This is a genomic window from Zoogloea sp. (genome assembly GCF_017302315.1).
Lineage (GTDB): Bacteria > Pseudomonadota > Gammaproteobacteria > Burkholderiales > Rhodocyclaceae > Zoogloea.
This window is the reverse complement of the sequence record NZ_JAFLDT010000012.1, coordinates 35,939-51,601: the sequence shown is the minus strand read 5'-3', so window position 1 is coordinate 51,601 and position 15,663 is coordinate 35,939. Positions and strand designations below refer to the sequence as shown.

Annotated in this window: 15 protein-coding genes; 11 read left to right on the top strand and 4 right to left on the bottom strand. The window is 65.6% G+C overall.

Features of this window, described 5'->3' with window-relative positions:
- Nucleotides 1–103: 103 nt before the first annotated feature.
- Nucleotides 104–418: a c-type cytochrome gene (locus tag J0L98_RS06390; RefSeq protein WP_296410756.1), complete on the bottom strand. Its 315-nt coding sequence runs from the start codon at nt 416–418 to the stop codon at nt 104–106.
- Between the two features lie 415 nt (nt 419–833).
- Here J0L98_RS06390 and J0L98_RS06385 point away from each other — a divergent pair, with 415 nt between their 5' ends.
- Entirely contained in the window at nt 834–2,699 is a 1,866-nt protein-coding gene (locus J0L98_RS06385) for a sigma-54-dependent Fis family transcriptional regulator (RefSeq protein WP_296410755.1), read from the top strand.
- A 232-nt stretch (nt 2,700–2,931) separates the two neighbouring features.
- A complete protein-coding gene (locus J0L98_RS06380; RefSeq protein WP_296410754.1) occupies nt 2,932–3,303 on the top strand; it encodes a hypothetical protein in 372 nt (123 codons plus the stop codon).
- Nucleotides 3,304–3,394: 91 nt separating this feature from the next.
- Here the strand turns inward: J0L98_RS06380 and J0L98_RS06375 are convergent, their stop codons facing one another.
- Genes J0L98_RS06375 through J0L98_RS06365 form a run of 3 tightly spaced genes read right to left on the bottom strand, consistent with a single transcriptional unit; the run spans nt 3,395 to nt 5,774 of the window.
- Nucleotides 3,395–3,775, bottom strand: coding sequence for a c-type cytochrome (locus J0L98_RS06375; RefSeq protein WP_296410753.1), 381 nt, complete (start codon nt 3,773–3,775; stop codon nt 3,395–3,397).
- Between the two features lie 45 nt (nt 3,776–3,820).
- On the bottom strand, nt 3,821–4,468 hold the full coding sequence (locus tag J0L98_RS06370) for a response regulator transcription factor (RefSeq protein ID WP_296410752.1): 648 nt from the start codon (nt 4,466–4,468) through the stop codon (nt 3,821–3,823).
- A gap of 10 nt (nt 4,469–4,478) precedes the next feature.
- Complete coding sequence (locus J0L98_RS06365) at nt 4,479–5,774, bottom strand: sensor histidine kinase (RefSeq protein WP_296410751.1); 1,296 nt, start codon at nt 5,772–5,774, stop codon at nt 4,479–4,481.
- Nucleotides 5,775–5,989: 215 nt separating this feature from the next.
- Between J0L98_RS06365 and J0L98_RS06360 the strand changes: the two genes are divergently transcribed.
- The 9 genes from J0L98_RS06360 to J0L98_RS06320 all read left to right on the top strand — a co-directional run bounded on the left by J0L98_RS06360 (nt 5,990) and on the right by J0L98_RS06320 (nt 15,596).
- Entirely contained in the window at nt 5,990–7,861 is a 1,872-nt protein-coding gene (locus J0L98_RS06360; RefSeq protein WP_296410750.1) for a methanol/ethanol family PQQ-dependent dehydrogenase, read from the top strand.
- Between the two features lie 136 nt (nt 7,862–7,997).
- On the top strand, nt 7,998–8,579 hold the full coding sequence (locus tag J0L98_RS06355) for a pentapeptide repeat-containing protein (RefSeq protein ID WP_296410749.1): 582 nt from the start codon (nt 7,998–8,000) through the stop codon (nt 8,577–8,579).
- A gap of 5 nt (nt 8,580–8,584) precedes the next feature.
- Entirely contained in the window at nt 8,585–9,046 is a 462-nt protein-coding gene (locus tag J0L98_RS06350) for a c-type cytochrome (RefSeq protein ID WP_296410748.1), read from the top strand.
- A gap of 54 nt (nt 9,047–9,100) precedes the next feature.
- Nucleotides 9,101–9,622 carry a GNAT family N-acetyltransferase gene (locus J0L98_RS06345; protein ID WP_296410747.1) on the top strand — a complete coding sequence of 174 codons (522 nt, stop codon included), beginning with the start codon at nt 9,101–9,103 and terminating at the stop codon, nt 9,620–9,622.
- 39 nt (nt 9,623–9,661) lie between these two features.
- Complete coding sequence (locus tag J0L98_RS06340) at nt 9,662–10,099, top strand: hypothetical protein (protein WP_296410746.1); 438 nt, start codon at nt 9,662–9,664, stop codon at nt 10,097–10,099.
- A 46-nt stretch (nt 10,100–10,145) separates the two neighbouring features.
- Complete coding sequence (locus J0L98_RS06335; protein WP_296410745.1) at nt 10,146–10,793, top strand: TetR/AcrR family transcriptional regulator; 648 nt, start codon at nt 10,146–10,148, stop codon at nt 10,791–10,793.
- A 50-nt stretch (nt 10,794–10,843) separates the two neighbouring features.
- On the top strand, nt 10,844–11,833 hold the full coding sequence (locus tag J0L98_RS06330; protein WP_296410744.1) for an MDR family oxidoreductase: 990 nt from the start codon (nt 10,844–10,846) through the stop codon (nt 11,831–11,833).
- Between the two features lie 132 nt (nt 11,834–11,965).
- On the top strand, nt 11,966–13,153 hold the full coding sequence (locus tag J0L98_RS06325; protein ID WP_296410743.1) for a YbfB/YjiJ family MFS transporter: 1,188 nt from the start codon (nt 11,966–11,968) through the stop codon (nt 13,151–13,153).
- Between the two features lie 88 nt (nt 13,154–13,241).
- The gene (locus J0L98_RS06320) at nt 13,242–15,596 is read left to right on the top strand and encodes a fatty acid cis/trans isomerase (protein ID WP_296410742.1); all 2,355 of its coding nucleotides are present in this window, start codon (nt 13,242–13,244) and stop codon (nt 15,594–15,596) included.
- The last annotated feature ends 67 nt before the right edge of the window (nt 15,597–15,663 follow it).

Below are 15,663 nucleotides of genomic sequence, written 5' to 3'. Positions count from 1 at the left end.
AGACCGAGTATTGAACACATCTGCTCCAAAATGGAGCATCTGCTCCACCCTGGAGCAACCCAAAAAAGGCCCTCACGGGCCTTTTTTCATCGCCGAATACGGATCACAACTTGAGGATCCACTCCACCGCCGCCTTCAGGTCGGCATCGCTGATCTTGTCGGCCGGATGGGCAGGCATCGGGATCTGCCCCCAGTTGCCGGTGCCACCGTTGCGGATCTTTGCACTCAGCACTGCCACAGCATCGCCCTGCCCCTTGTACTTGGCCGCCACGTCCTTGTAGGCGGGGCCGACGCGTTTCTGGTCAACCGCGTGACAGGCCACGCAGCGTGCCTTCTTGATGATCTCTTCCGACGCCACGGCCGGCGATACGGCGGCAAGACCCAGCGCGACAGCGCAAACCAGCTGGACAACGTTCATGAATGTGCTCCTCCTTGTTCTGAGTTGATTTTGGTCGGCAAGGCGAGGCCGGATGAAAAAAACCGGACGGCGTGACGCCGCCCGAAAACCGCCTTGCCCGGGCTATCAGCAAAAAGTGTGCGGAACCCCCGTAACCTAAAAAAACAACATACCGAACAATAACTTGCGCTGAATGCGCGAATATCCGCGCGGGCAACCCGTGCTCAGAGCCTGAACACCTGCTCCATAGCGTTACGCCAACATTGAACAACTGATCACCCGGCAAGCCACACGGCGGCGTCCGGCGCGGCAGTGAAAGCGCATCCATTCGGGCGGAAACCCTTTGGCAGCGCGAGATCCAGACTCCACGCGGCGTTTCGCGCAGCGGCCCAAGAGCCATCCACGCCACGGGCATGTTTCGTGCTGCTTGAGTCTCGTGAAAGACACGGACCCCAAGACCATCCATCAAACCGCGGAAGCCATCCGGCGCTCCTGGGAGCGCTGCGCCGCCAGCGGGCTGCGGCCCGACGAGCGCCAGCCCGACGAGCGCAGCCGCACCGCAGCCCTGTCCGACCGCCTTGAGGCCAATGCCCGTCTGGTCACTTACGCCCAACCCATCATGGAGCATTTGCACCAGCAGATCGCCCGTAGCTCGTCCACCATCCTATTGGCCGACGACTCGGGCACCATCCTGCGCTCGGTGGGCGACGCTGACTTCCTGGAGCGTGCGGCCCGCATTGCCCTCAAACCGGGTTACTCGTGGTCCGAGGCGGCCATGGGAACCAACGCCATCGGCACGGCTCTGGCAGAGCAGCGCCCCGTCGCGGTGATCGGCGAAGAGCACTACCTGGACCGCAACAAGTTCCTGACCTGTGTGGCCACCCCCATCCATGCGCCGACGGGGGGGGTTCTGGGCATCCTGGACGTGTCCACCAGTGCCCGCCTCACCCAGGTGCATGCCCAGGCGCTGCTGCAGACCACCGCGGAGATCATCGAGAATCGCCTGATCGAGACCGTGGCCGACGCCGCCGTCGTGATCCGCTTCCACCACCAGCCCGAGGCCCTTGCCTCTCCCCTCGAAGGCCTTGCCGTCTTCGACGAAGGAGGCGCCTTCCTGGCGTGCAACCGGCGCGCCGAACGCCTTCTGGGCCTGACCGACACGCGCGTTCTGCGCCCGCCCTTCTGGGAGATCTTCGAGACACGCTGGAATGCCTTGCTCGAACATGCCCTCCAGAGCAGCGCGCACCCCACGACCCTGCGCAGTCACCTCGGTCGGGAATTTGTCGCCTGCGTGCTGGTCAGCAATCTGCAGCGCGTGAGGAACATCGCCGGATCGCGAGAGAATCGTCCGGCACACCCGACCCGGCCCCTGCCCACTCTGGACGACCTGGATCTGGGTGACAAGTCACTGACACATGCCATCCGGCGCGCCCGGCGTATTCTCGGCCGCGACATTCCCCTCCTCGTTCAGGGTGAGACAGGGACAGGCAAGGAGGTGTTCGCCCAGGCCTTCCACCAGAGCGGCCCACGCCGCAACGGCCCCTTTGTGGCCATCAACTGCGCCGCCATCCCGGCCAACCTGATCGAGGCCGAGCTGTTCGGCTACACCCCGGGAGCCTATACCAGCGCCCGCAGCGAAGGCGCCAAGGGCAAGCTGCGGGAGGCCCACGGTGGAACCCTCTTCCTGGATGAAATCGGCGACATGCCCCTGAAGCTGCAGGCCGTGCTACTCCGCGTCCTTGAAAGCCGCCGGGTTACACCGCTGGGGGGCGGCTCGGAGGAAACCATTGACCTGTCCCTCGTATGTGCCAGCCATCGATCCCTGAAAGCACTGTGCGAACGTGGCGAATTCCGTCCTGACCTGTATTTCCGCCTCTCGGCGATGAGCCTGTCACTGCCGGCCCTGCGTGAGCGCAGTGACATCGAAGCACTGGCTCGGCGCCTGCTCCACGACGAATCGCCGGGACGGCCGATCCGTCTCTCGGCCTCATCCCTCGACCTGATCCGCCGCCACCCGTGGCCGGGCAACATCCGCCAGCTACGCAACGCCCTGCGCCTCGCCGCCGCCATGCTGGCCCCCGACGAAGACACCCTGACGCCGGAGCATCTGCCCCAGGAGCTCACGGACGACCCCGAGCTCACCTCACCCGCACCGGCCGCCCAAAGCCTGCGGGCGGCCGAAGGTCGTCTGGTGGGCGACACGGTAGCCAGGCACAAGGGGAACATCTCTGCCGCCGCCCGCGAGCTGGGCATCACCCGCACGACCCTCTACCGCAAACTGCGCCAGCACGCCGCCCCCTGAGCGCGTGACGAAATCGGGTCGCGCGGCAGGTTCATTTACACGCATTGGTCGCCCCTTCGATGGCTGCGGGCAGGGTAGTCGGATTGCCCTTCGAAACACCTGCCATATATATATGCGCTGTCACGCCACCCGAGCCCGTTAGGGGGATTCGGATCCGGTGACGCTCCCCGGATGCCGGACACCGTCCCCTGTGGGATACTCGCCTCCAGATCGCCCTTCACGAAAGCATGCTTTGAAACCACGCGCCCTTTTCACCAGCGCCATCCTTCTCACCGTGTCGGCCTGCGCCCCGGCGCCCAGCCCCCTGCCTGCCGAGATGCAGGCCGAATTCCGGCCGGGAATGACACTCGAAGACGCCAGCAGACGGCTCACCGCCCGCGGCACTACCTTCTCGGTAAAGACCGAAGCGGAATGCCAGGCGCTGGTCGAGCGCAGCCCCAACATCTCCCAGCTCCGTCCCCGGGGCGGGCCTTGCGTCTTCGGCAAGATCCCCCTGTCGAAAACCTGGTTCGGCGGCCACACAGACCTCATCCTGCAGATCGTGTTCTCCGCCGACAACACCCTGGCGGATGCCCACTTCGAGGAGATCGGCAGCCTGATGTAGGCGCCAAAAAAGGAAAAACCCCGACGGGGGGACGAACGGGGTTCTTCACAACATGCAATCCTTCGCGGCCAGCGCCGCGCGCTTCACACCCTTACTTGGGGGCCAGCGTGAGGATCCACTTCACCAGCTTCTTGGCATCGGCTTCCTTGATGGCCACCTTGTTGGGGGGCATGGCCAGGCCGCTGACCTGGTCCTTCCAGTGGCTGCCATAGGGGTTGGAGCCTTCCAGCACCACACGGGTCAGGAACGCGTCGGCACCCGGCTTGCCCTTGTACATCTTGGCCACGTCCTGCCAGGCGGGGCCGATGGGAGCCATGCCATTGGGGCCAGGCGCGCCATGCTCGATGGCGTGACAGGTCAGGCAACCGCTCTTAGCAGCCAGAGCCTTCATATCGTCGTCCACGGCCGCACAGGCAGACGTTGCGGCCATGCCCAGACCGGCCAGCAGGGCGATCTTGTGTAAGGCGTTCATCTTTCTTCTCCTTGACTAAAAAAGGCGTTCATCCGGGCTCCATCGTCACGCCGGGCTCGCCGACCAGTCGATCAGTCCGTAGCGCGCGGCAAGCCGCAGCAGCTTGAAATCGTTGTCCGCGTCCAGCTTCTGGCGGATGGCGGACATGTGGTTGTGTATGGTCTTCTGACTCAGATGCATCGTGCTGGCGATGGCACAGGGCGACTCGCCACTGGCCGCCAGGCGCAGCACGTCGAATTCCCGCGGGGTAAGGCGGGACAACAGCGCCTCTCCATCGAGGGCAGCCCCCGCCAGGGCCTGGGCCACATCGGGGGAAAGCACCCGCCGGCCAGCTGCCACGTCGTGGATCGCATCGAGCAACTCGGCCGGCTCACTGTTCTTGGTGAGGTAACCCAAGGCGCCAACGCGCATGGCCTGGGTGACATAACTGGGGTTGTCATGCATGGAGACCACCAGCACTCTCAGGCCGGGCTCCCGCGCCAGCATGCGCCGGATGGCATCAATTCCGCTGCTGCCGCGCAGGTTCAGGTCGACGATGGCGAGGTCGGCACCGTGTTCCACCAGACGGGCATAGGCCTCGTCGGCGGACGCGGCCTCTCCGACAACGCTCATGTCGTCTTCCGCATCAAACAGGCGCCGATAGCCATTACGAACCACCGCGTGATCTTCCACCAACAGGATCCGGATCGTCATCGAGCCCTCCTCAGGCCTGTCCCTGGCTCAGGGGCAGGCTCAAATGCACACGCAGACCGCCACCTGGCGCCTCGTCCAGCCAGCACCGCCCGCCCGCCATCTCGGCCCGCTCCCGCATGCCGAGCAGCCCGCCGCGGGCCTTGCGCACGACGTCCGCCACCTGACCAACGCCGTTGTCACACACCGTGAGCTCCACCGCCTTGCCCACCTGCTGCAGCGACAGGCAGACCCGACTTGCCACGCTGTGACGTAGCACATTGGTCAGGGATTCCTGCAGGGTCCGGTAGAGCGCCAGCCCTGCCGCCGGCGGCAAAGCCGGCAAGGTGGATGGAAACGCTGTCTCGATACCAATGTCCGGCGCCCGGCCACGCCAGCCGCTCACCAGATCATTTAGCGCATCCACCATCTGCAAGCCCTCCAGACCATGGGGGCGCAGCTGGGAGAGGAGAGTCCGAACCTGACCGATCATTCGTGTGGATTCATTGCGTATGTCACGGGCACTTTCCGCCAAGTCGTCCGGAGATGCCCGGCCGGCATGGCGCTCAATGTAAGCGGCGGAAATACTGACGGCCGTCAAGGCCTGACCGAACTCATCGTGCAACTCCCGTGCCAGCTCCCGCCGTTCGGTTTCCTGCAGCTCCAGCAACTGCCGGGCAAGCTGCTGACGGGCCGCCCGCGTCTCCGCAAGCTCGACGGAAAGACGCTCCATGGCACTGGCGATGCTGGCGAATTCCCGCAGACGGAATGGTGGCAGCGTGATCTTCTCTTCACTGCGCCCGATGCGGGCGAGCCCCTGCTCCAGCTCCCGCACCGGTTTCAAGGCCCGGTGGGCAGCAAGCCAGGCCACGACGGCCATCCCCAGGGAGAAGACGACCAGCGTGGCGATGATGCGCACGCCATCGCGCAACACCTCTTGGATCTCCGCCCGGGCATCGGCGCGGATCACCAAAACGCGATCACCCAGGGCAATGCGCCGCTCGTGGATCTTGCGCCCGTCCATCAGGTGATCCACCAGGGCCGGGAGGATGCCATCGGCCTGTGGCGCAACACCCTGCTCCATATTGGAGCGCTCCACGGACAGCGCAACGTGTCGCAACTGACCACCTGCCAGCAGGGCCTCCAGTTCGCCACTCCCTTGCCCATCCGATGCGCGCAAGGCGAGGATGGTGTTCACGAGGTGGGTCGAGGCCTCCATCTCCTCGGCCACATCATCCCGCAGGGCCAGCCCCACCCAGGCCACCGCCATCACCAGCAAGCCCATGGCAAAGCCAAGCACGTAGCCAAACAGTCTCCAGCGCAGATCCACGCCCGCCTCCTTGTTCTTGATTTATGGCAGTGGATCAGCAAGGCATGTGCCAGATCCCGGAACCGGCGGGAAAACTTCCCGCCCCCGGTGGGAGCCCTTCCCACGACAACACGTGGAAGGCGCTTCCATACTGCGCCTCGTTCCGGGCCGTGGCACCACAAGGGGGGCAGGTCCGGAAGCGACGAACGACAACATTCCGGAGACAAGGACTCACCATGAAAAACAGACGTGTCAATCTCAAGCCCGGCCTCCTGGCCTTCGCCCTCGCGGCAGCATTCGGCACTTCCGCCCACGCGGTGGGCGCCAAAGTCACGTGGGACGACATCCGGAACGACGACAAGACCCCCGGTGACGTGCTCACCTACGGCCTCGGTCTGAAGGCCCAGCGTCACAGCACCCTGAAGACGGTCAACACCAAGAACGTCGCTGGTCTGGTACCCGCATGGAGCTTCTCCTTCGGCGGCGAGAAGCAGCGCGGCCAGGAAAGCCAGGCGCTGGTGCACGACGGTGTGATCTATGTGACCGCCTCCTACTCCCGCATCTATGCCATCGATGCTCGCACCGGCAAGCGACTGTGGGAGTACGAAGCCCGCCTGCCCGAGGACATCCGCCCCTGCTGTGACGTGGTGAACCGTGGCGCCGCCATCTACGGTGACAAGGTCTACTTCGGCACCCTGGACGCCGGCATCGTGGCCCTCAACAAGGACACCGGCAAGGTCGTGTGGAAGAAGAAGTGGGGCGACCACAAGGTCGGCTACACCATGACCGGCGCTCCCTTCGTGATCCAGGACCAAAAGAGCGGCAAGGTTCTGCTGGTGCACGGCTCCTCGGGTGACGAATTCGGCGTGGTGGGCTGGCTGTTTGCCCGCGACACCGAGACCGGCGAGGAAGTGTGGGCCCGCCCGATGGTGGAGGGCCACATGGGCCGCCTGAACGGCAAGGACAGCACCTACACCGGCGACGCCAAGGCCCCCAGCTGGCCGGAAGGTCCGGACGGCAAGAAGGTGGAAGCATGGAGCCACGGCGGCGGCGCCCCCTGGCAGACCGCCAGCTTCGACCTCGAGAAGAACATGGTGGTCATCGGCACCGGCAACCCGGCCCCGTGGAACACCTGGAAGCGGACCAAGGAAGGCGACGATCCGCGCAACTGGGACAGCCTGTTCACTTCCGGTCAGGCCTATGTGGACGCCAGCACCGGCGAACTGAAGGGCTTCTTCCAGCACACCCCCAACGATGCCTGGGACTTCTCCGGCAACAACTCCGTGGTGCTGTTTGAGTACAAGGATCCGAAGACCGGCAAGATGGTGAAGGCCTCGGCCCACGCCGACCGCAACGGCTTCTTCTTCGTGACCGACCGGGAAAAGCTGACCAACGGTGCCGGTTACCCCAACAAACCGACCGCGCTGATCGGTGCCTACCCGTTCGTCGATGGCATCACCTGGGCCAAGGGTTTTGATCTGAATACCGGCAAGCCCATCATCGTGGAAGGCCAGCACCCACCCAAGGTCAAGGAAGGCGCCGACAAGGGCGAGAGCATCTTCGTGTCCCCCCCGTTCCTGGGCGGCACCAACTGGATGCCCATGTCCTACAGCCCGGACACCGGCCTGTTCTACATCCCGGCCAACCACTGGGCCATGGACTACTGGACCGAGAATCTGACCTACAAGGCGGGCTCCGCCTATCTGGGCCAGGGCTTCCGTATCAAGCGCCTGTTTGATGACCACGTGGGCACCATCCGCGCCATCGATCCGAAGACCGGCAAGATCGTGTGGGAGCAGAAAGAGAAGTTCCCCCTGTGGGCTGGCACCCTCACCACCGCTGGCGGGCTGCTGTTCACCGGTACGTCTGATGGCTACGTGAAGGCCCTCGACGCGAAGACCGGCAAGGAACTGTGGAAGTTCCAGACCGGCTCCGGCGTGGTGTCGGTGCCCATCACCTGGGAAATGGATGGCGAGCAGTACATCGGCATGTCCTCGGGCTACGGTGGTGCGGTGCCCCTGTGGGGCGGCGACATGGCCGACCTGACCAAGCAGGTCACCCAGGGCTCGTCCTTCTGGGCCTTCAAGCTGCCCAAGATCGCGCGCTGATCAGGGCAACCCGGGCCGGAACGCCTCCGGCCGGCCCGGGCTTTTTTCTCCTTGCACCAATGCCACCCGGGGGGTCGAATCCGTTCGACCGCCGAACACAACGGGCGGTTGAATCGACCCCAACAGGGAGCTTCCCATGCTTCGTCCAATGCTGTCAGCCCTGCTTGCGGGGCTGAGCATCGTAAACCTGCCCGTGTCCGCTGCCGGCAACCCTGCCGAGCCCCAGGTCTACGGCACCTGCGGCATGTGGCCCCACGCCCGCTGCCGGGGCGCCGACCTGCGCCACAAGGATCTCTCTGCCCTTGACCTGGCCGGCGTAGACTTCACCGGCGCCAATCTGGCCCGGGCTGACCTGCGTGCCGCCAATCTGGCGGGAGCCATCTTCGACGGTGCAGACCTGAGTGGTGCCCGCATGGCAAAGGTCAACGCACCCGGCGCCTCCTTCCGCAACGCCAAACTGATCGGCACCGACTTGGAGTTCGCCAAACTGATGCGGACGGACTTCACCGGTGCCGACCTCACGGTGGCCAACCTGGAGGCTGCGCGCACGCCCTTTGCATGGTTCGTCGGTGCCCGCCTGACCAACGCCAACCTGCAGGAAACCAAGTTCAACGCCACCAACTTGCGTAACGCCAATCTGGAAGGTGCCTTGCTGCGCTACACCATCTTCCCCGACTCGTCCTTCGAGGGCTGCACCGGCTGCCCCACCGACTGGTGACCCCCATGGCTCCCCGCTTCCTCCTCCGCCTGACCGCCGCACTGCTGATCCTGAGCGGATCCGTCCTTGCCGGCGAAATTGCCGATCCGAACGTCGTGGTCGACACCTCCAGCCTCCCTCCCATTGCCGCCAACGCGCCCGAGGGCAACCCCTACCGAGGCAATGCCCAGGCAGCCGAAATCGGTCGCACGGCCTTCAACCAGGCCTGCTCCCGTTGCCATGGCGTTGACGCGGTCAACAAAGGACAAGTCGGCCCCGATCTGCTCAAGATGGACCGCTCCTGCCCGCGCATCGCCGATCCGGCGATCCGCCAGATGTGCATCCTGGACCAGGACGACTTCTTCCTGAAGTCCGTTCAGGAAGGCAAGACCCGTGTCGGCGTGGTACACATGCCGGCCTGGAAGGAGGTGCTGCCCCCCGCCGCCATCTGGACGATACGAACCTTCCTGGAGAGTCGCAGCCGCTGAAATCCCGGGCCGGACGGAGGATAATCCGGGCTCGTCCCACCACCGCCTCCGTCCATGTCCGCCCCACCCTTCATCCGATTCGCACGCCCCGCTGACCTCCCGCCCATCCTGCGGATCCAGGCCCGCTGCTACACCGCCATTGTTCCCGAGTCCGCCACTTCGATGGGGGCAAAGGTGGCCGCAGCACCCGACACCTGCTTTGTCGCCTGCCAGGGCGAGCACATCGTCGCCTATCTGCTGGCCCTGCCGTGGCGCTTCGACGACCCACCCGGTCTAGACGCCGCCGAATGCCGGCTCCCCGCAAGGCCCGACACCCTTTACCTGCACGACCTCGCCGTCGATCCGGAGGCCCGCGGCAGCGGCATCGCGGACATGCTGGTGGGCGCCTTCCTGACAGCCCTGAGCGCACTTTCCCTGCCCCGGGCCAGCCTGATTGCCATCCAGCACTCCGCCCCTTGGTGGTCCCGCCACGGCTTCGTGCCGGTACCCGTTGCCGCCCCCTTGCGCGAACGCCTCGCCGGCTACGGCAAGGATGCTACCTACATGTTGCGCCCGGCGGCCACTCCCGGCCCGTGAGACGGACGCAATGGCTCAAGCCTGACGTGGGGGTACACCATGAAGTACGACGACGCAAACTGGCACTGCGGGAGTGACAACTTCCCGGAGGATCAGCCGGAGGAATATGGCGCCACTCACATTGGCCTGTTCTTGAAATGGTGCTTTATCCAGGGGTGGGCCGGTGCCCTGCACCTGCGTGAGGAGCCCGACGCGGTTCACGCCGTGATCGCGGGGCGCCTGTCAGGCACAGAATTCCTCCTGACATACTGCGACGGCAAGCTGACGAACGAATCCCTCAACGCGGCGGGCAACGCTTTCGCCGAGAAGTACTACGGCGACCAAGGCTTGTATCTGCAGGACTACAGCGAGCACTTTGGTCATCACGAGTATTCATCTCCCGAGAGCGCCCATGATTTCGCGGCCTTCTCGTCGCTTCTGAACGGGCGCCTCAAGAGCAAAGAACTGACCCGGAAGCCATGGTGGAAACGATGGTGATCGCCTGACGCTGGTTATTTATAGACAGCCAGTCTAATATAATGCGATGACCGCTTCCGCCCCAAACAACGCTGCCCTACCCCGTCGCCCCCGCGGCCGGCCGTCGCGGCACGGGCAGAGCTACTCCGACACCCGCGCGCTCCTTATCCGGCGCGGTACCGAGCTGTTGTCCCAACGCGGCGTGAGCGCGACCAGTCTGGACGAGGTGCTGAAGTCGGTGGGTGTGCCCAAGGGTTCGTTCTATCACTACTTTCCGAGCAAGGACGCATTTGTGCTGGCCACGCTGGACGCTTACGCCGACTACCTGTCACGCAAGCTCGACCGCCATTTCGCCAATCCGGCGCTGACCCCGCTTGCCCGCCTGCAGGCCTTTGTCGATGACGCCTGTCAGGGTGTCGAGCGCTATGACTTCAGTCGCGGCTGCCTCGTCGGCAATCTGGGGCAGGAGGTGGGTTGTCTCGACGCGGCGATCCAGCAGAGGCTGGAAGACATTTTCCGGCGCTGGGAAGGGCAGCTGGCGGCCTGCCTGCAGCTCGCTGCCGCCGACGGGGCTGTCCGCCGTGACACGGATTGTGCGGCGCTTGCCCATGCCTTCTGGATCGGCTGGGAGGGCGCCATCCTGCGCGCCCGGCTGATGCGCTCGACAGCGCCGATGCGTGCCTTTTTCCAGTTGTTTCGCAAGGCCCTCGGCTGATTGTTTCGCCGATTTATAGTCACTCAGTCTATTTATTCACGGAGGTCTTCATGTTTCAGGGCATTCTGATCAGCAAGGACGACGCAGCTTACCGCGCCACAGTGCAGGCGATCGGCGAGGAGGTATTGCCGGATGGCGATGTCACCGTCCGCGTCGGATGGTCGACGCTGAACTACAAGGACGGGCTGGCGATCACCGGCCGCGCTCCCGTGGTGCGCCGCTTCCCGATGATCCCCGGCATCGACTTAGCGGGCACGGTGGCGGACAGCCGCCACGCGGCCTGGAAAGTCGGTGACCGCGTGCTGCTGAACGGCTGGGGCGTTGGCGAGACCCATTGCGGCGGGCTGGCCGAGATGGCGCGGGTCAAGGGCGACTGGCTGATTGCGCTGCCCGCGGAATTCTCGGCACGGCAAGCGATGGCGATCGGCACCGCTGGCTACACCGCGATGCTGTGTGTGATGGCGCTCGAAAAGCACGGCGTCAAGCCGGGCGACGGCGAAGTGCTGGTAACCGGCGCCAACGGCGGCGTTGGCAGCGTGGCGATCGCACTCCTGTCACGGCTCGGGTATGCGGTGGTGGCGTCCACCGGTCGCATGGGCGAATCGGCTTACCTGACCGGACTCGGCGCGACCACGGTGATCGACCGCAGCGAACTGTCGGCGCCGGGAAAACCGCTGGGCAAGGAACGCTGGGCTGGAGTGATCGATACGGTCGGCAGCCACACACTGGCCAATGCCTGTGCGACGACCCGCTACGGTGGCGTGGTGGCGGCCTGCGGGCTGGCCGGAGGGATGGATTTTCCGTCGTCGGTGGCGCCCTTCATCCTGCGCGGCATCACCCTCTGCGGCGTCGACAGCGTGATGGCGCCGCTGGCGGTGCGGCAGGCGGCGTGGAGCCGGCTGGCGCGCGACCTCGACCTCGCCAAGCTCGACGCAATGACCCGCGAAGTCGCGCTCGCCGAGGCGCCCGCCCTGGCCGAACAGCTCCTCGCCGGGCAGGTACGCGGCCGGCTGGTGGTCAGGCTGACTGGCGAGAACTGAGAGCGGGTGAGGAAATCGTAGCGAACCCGCGCCGTATGATCGATCCCGGCACAGGCACTGAGGCCTCCCTGCCCGAGGCGGCGAGCCGCCCGGCTGCCGCCCCTTCCATTTACCCCATGGGCCAATGACGACATGAACAACCAGATCCAACGCCTCAAGGTGCTCGGCGCCGGCATTTTCAGCTTGCTGCTGGTCCTCGGCGTGGCCCGCTTCTCGTATACGCCGCTCCTGCCCCTGATGCAGGAACAGGCCGGGCTGGGCGTCGCCGCGGCGGGCTGGCTGGCGGCGATCAACTACGCCGGCTACCTGAGCGGCGCGCTGATCGCATCGCTGATCAGCGATCTGGTGCTGAAGGATCGGCTGTTCCGGATCGGCATGGTGGTGGCGATTCTCAGCACGCTGATGATGGGACTCAGCACCGACGTGACGGTGTGGGCGATATCGCGTTTCCTTGCCGGCCTCAGCAGCGCGGCCGGCATGCTCCTTGGCACCGGGCTGATCCTCCACTGGCTGATCCGCCACAACCACCGCAGCGAACTCGGCATCCACTTCGCCGGCATCGGTCTGGGCATAGCCGGCTGCGCCACCTTCGTCGCCGTGCTCAGTCAGTGGCTGGATTGGCGCGAGCAGTGGTTCGCCTTCACGGCCCTCGGCTGCCTGTTCCTGATCCCCGCCCTCGCCTGGCTGCCGCCGCCCGATACCAGCGGGCTGACCAGCACCGGACAGAAAATGCAGGACCGCCCGCCGAGCCCGCTCTACCTGCGGATCTTCATGGCCGCCTACTTCTGCGCCGGAATCGGCTACGTGGTCAGCGCCACTTTCATCGTTGCCATCGTCAACAAGCTGCCGGGCCTCGCCGGGCAGGGCAACCTGGTCTTTCTCGCAATCGGCCTCGGCGCGGCGCCCGCGTGCATCAACTGGGATTTCATCGCCCGCCGCACCGGCGACCTCAACGCGCTGATTCTCGCCGCCATACTGCAGATCGTGGGCATCCTGCTGCCTGTACTCATGGGCGGGCTGACCGCCGCCTTGTTCGGCGCACTGCTCTTCGGCGGCACCTTCATCGGCATGGTCAGCCTGGTGCTGACGATGGCTGGCCGCTATTACCCCACCCGGCCGGCCAAGATGATGGGCAAGATGACGCTTTCCTACGGTGCGGCGCAGATTCTCGGCCCCGCAGTCACCGGCACGCTGGCGACCTACTTTGGCAGCTACAACGCCGGCTTGTATTTTGCGGCGGCAGTCATGGCGATCGGCACCGTACTATTGCTGGTGCTGAAAGTGGTCGAACGGCGCGATGCCATGCGGCTGGCAATGTAAGTGGAGAGAGCCCGGCCGGCCTGCCCCCGTCGGCAAAGATGGGCGGAATCCGGCACAATCCGCGCACCCGCCAGCCCCCCTTGAACCGATGCGCGCGCCTCGTCACCTGATCCACCTGATTCTCCTTATCCTCGTCACCGGCTGCACCACGGTAGTAAACCGGGTCCAGCTCGACCGGGAACTCGGTCGCCCCGATCCGGGCCGCTTTGATCGCCCGGCGGCACCGCCGGCCGAGGCGCCGGACTACCAGACCCGCGTGCGTCCCATCCTCGAACGCCGCTGCGTGGCCTGCCATGCCTGCTACGACGCACCCTGCCAGCTCAAGCTGACCCGCCACGACGGCATCACCCGCGGCGCCAATCCCGAGTCGGTGTATGCAGGCACCCGCCTGCTGGCGGCCAGCCCCAACCGCCTTGGCTTCGATGCCCACAGCAACGCCGCCTGGCGTGGCAAAGGCTTCCACCCGGTGCTCAACGAACGCGCCTCCACGCCCCAGGCCAACCGGGACGCCAGCGTCCTGTACCGGATTCTCGCCCTCAAGCAACGCAACCCCGGGCCCGACAGCGGCCCCCTGCCGGCCGGGCGTTTCGACTTCTCCATCGACCGCCCGCAAACCTGCACCCGCATCGAAGGCATGCCCGACTTCGAGAAGGAGCATCCGGACTGGGGCATGCCCTTCGGCCTGCCGGCCCTCAGCACCGCGGAGCATGACATCCTGAGCCGCTGGATCGAGGCCGGCGCCCCCTTCTCCCCCCGCCCGCCCCTGCCCGCCGCCCTTCGCACCCGGGTCGAGGAATGGGAGACACTTCTCAACGGCGACAGCCTGCGCGACCAGCTGGCGGCCCGCTACATCTACGAACACTGGTATATCGGCCAGCTCTATCTCGACGACGAGCACACGCAGCGCTTCGAGCTGGTGCGCAGCCGCAGCGCGCCCGGCCAGCCCATTGACGTCATCGCCACCCGGCGCCCCTACGATGACCCCGGCGTGGCCCGCGTGTACTACCGCCTGCGCCCGACGGACGAAACCCTGGTGGCCAAAACCCACATGCCCCTGGCACTCGACGAAGGCCGCCGGACGCGCCTGAAGAGATGGTTCTTCGACGCCCCCTTCACGGTCAGCAGCCTGCCCGGCTACGACCCGAAGACCGCCTCCAACCCTTTCGCTGCCTTCAAGGCACTGCCCGTCGACGCCCGCTACCGTTTCATGCTGGACGATGCCGGCTTCACCGTGATGGGCTTCATGAAAGGGCCCGTGTGCCGCGGGCAGGTGGCCCTCAACGTCATCAATGACCACTTCTGGGTGCTGTTCTATTCGCCCGAAAGCGAAGTTGCGCGCAACACCCAGGGCCTGCTCGACAGCACCCGCCCCAACCTGCGCATGCCCGCCGAGGACGACAGCACCACCGGCATCCTCGCCTGGAACAAGTACGCCAAGGCGGAGCGCCGCTACCTGGCAACCAAGCGTGCCTTCATGGCCGGGCTGCCCCGGCTCAAGCCGCAACTGACCGATCTATGGAACGGCGATGGACGCAACCCCAATGCCGGCCTGACTGTCTTCCGTCACTTCGACAGCGCCTCGGTCATCCGCGGTCTGGCGGGCGAACAACCCCAGACCACACTGCTCCTGGGCTACCCCCTGCTCGAACGCATGCACTACCTGCTGGTGGCCGGGTTCGACGTGTACGGCAACACCGGGCACCAGCTTGCCACCCGTCTTTACATGGACTTCCTGCGCATGGAGGGCGAAGAGAACTTCCTCACTTTGCTGCCCCTCAAGAACCGCCAGAAGGTGCTGGATGGCTGGTACCGGGGCCGCCCCGACCCGCGCATCCGCGAATTTGCCGACGCCCCCAGCTACTTTCCGGGCGAGACCGGCATGCGCTACCGCACGGCCGACCCGCTGGGCGAGCTCTACGCGGGCATTCACCGCTACCTGCGCCCGGTGCGTCCGCTCCCCCTGGATCTCACCCCCAACGGCTTGAGAGTTGAACAGGTCGGCCAGCTACGCGCCCTCAACCGCATCACCGGCAGAAGCGCCTCGCGGATGCCCGAGCACAGCCTGCTGATCGTGCACAACGGCAAGAGCCCGGTCCGCGTCCTGTCACTGTTGCGCAACAGCGCCCACAGCAATGTGGCCGGACTGTTCGACGAGGACGCCCGACGCCTGCCCGATGAAGACAGCCTGATCGTCCTCGACGGCATCGTCGGCGCCTATCCCAATGCGCTCTTTCACCTGGATGCCAACGAGCTGCCCCGCTTCGTCCGCGCCGTGGAGACCCTTGCCGGCGATGACGACGTACAGCGCCTTCACCAGCGCTTCGCCGTGCGTCGCACCGATGCCCGCTTCTGGCGCATCAGCGACGCCGTCCACGACTACTGGCAGTCCGTCGAACCCCGGCAAGCCGCCATCCTGGACTACAGCCGCCTGGAGAACCGCTGACCCCGATCCCGGCCCGAGCACAGCAGCAGAAAGCACGGGGGCAGCCACTGGCTGCCCCCGCCGGAGA

Coding starts and splice junctions, on each gene's coding strand:
- J0L98_RS06390 (WP_296410756.1), bottom strand. CDS start 418: ATGAACGTTGTCCAGCTGGTTTGCGCTGTCGCGCTGGGTCTTGCCGCC.
- J0L98_RS06375 (WP_296410753.1), bottom strand. CDS start 3,775: ATGAACGCCTTACACAAGATCGCCCTGCTGGCCGGTCTGGGCATGGCC.
- J0L98_RS06370 (WP_296410752.1), bottom strand. CDS start 4,468: ATGACGATCCGGATCCTGTTGGTGGAAGATCACGCGGTGGTTCGTAAT.
- J0L98_RS06360 (WP_296410750.1), top strand. CDS start 5,990: ATGAAAAACAGACGTGTCAATCTCAAGCCCGGCCTCCTGGCCTTCGCC.
- J0L98_RS06355 (WP_296410749.1), top strand. CDS start 7,998: ATGCTTCGTCCAATGCTGTCAGCCCTGCTTGCGGGGCTGAGCATCGTA.
- J0L98_RS06350 (WP_296410748.1), top strand. CDS start 8,585: ATGGCTCCCCGCTTCCTCCTCCGCCTGACCGCCGCACTGCTGATCCTG.
- J0L98_RS06345 (WP_296410747.1), top strand. CDS start 9,101: ATGTCCGCCCCACCCTTCATCCGATTCGCACGCCCCGCTGACCTCCCG.
- J0L98_RS06340 (WP_296410746.1), top strand. CDS start 9,662: ATGAAGTACGACGACGCAAACTGGCACTGCGGGAGTGACAACTTCCCG.
- J0L98_RS06335 (WP_296410745.1), top strand. CDS start 10,146: ATGACCGCTTCCGCCCCAAACAACGCTGCCCTACCCCGTCGCCCCCGC.
- J0L98_RS06330 (WP_296410744.1), top strand. CDS start 10,844: ATGTTTCAGGGCATTCTGATCAGCAAGGACGACGCAGCTTACCGCGCC.
- J0L98_RS06325 (WP_296410743.1), top strand. CDS start 11,966: ATGAACAACCAGATCCAACGCCTCAAGGTGCTCGGCGCCGGCATTTTC.
- J0L98_RS06320 (WP_296410742.1), top strand. CDS start 13,242: ATGCGCGCGCCTCGTCACCTGATCCACCTGATTCTCCTTATCCTCGTC.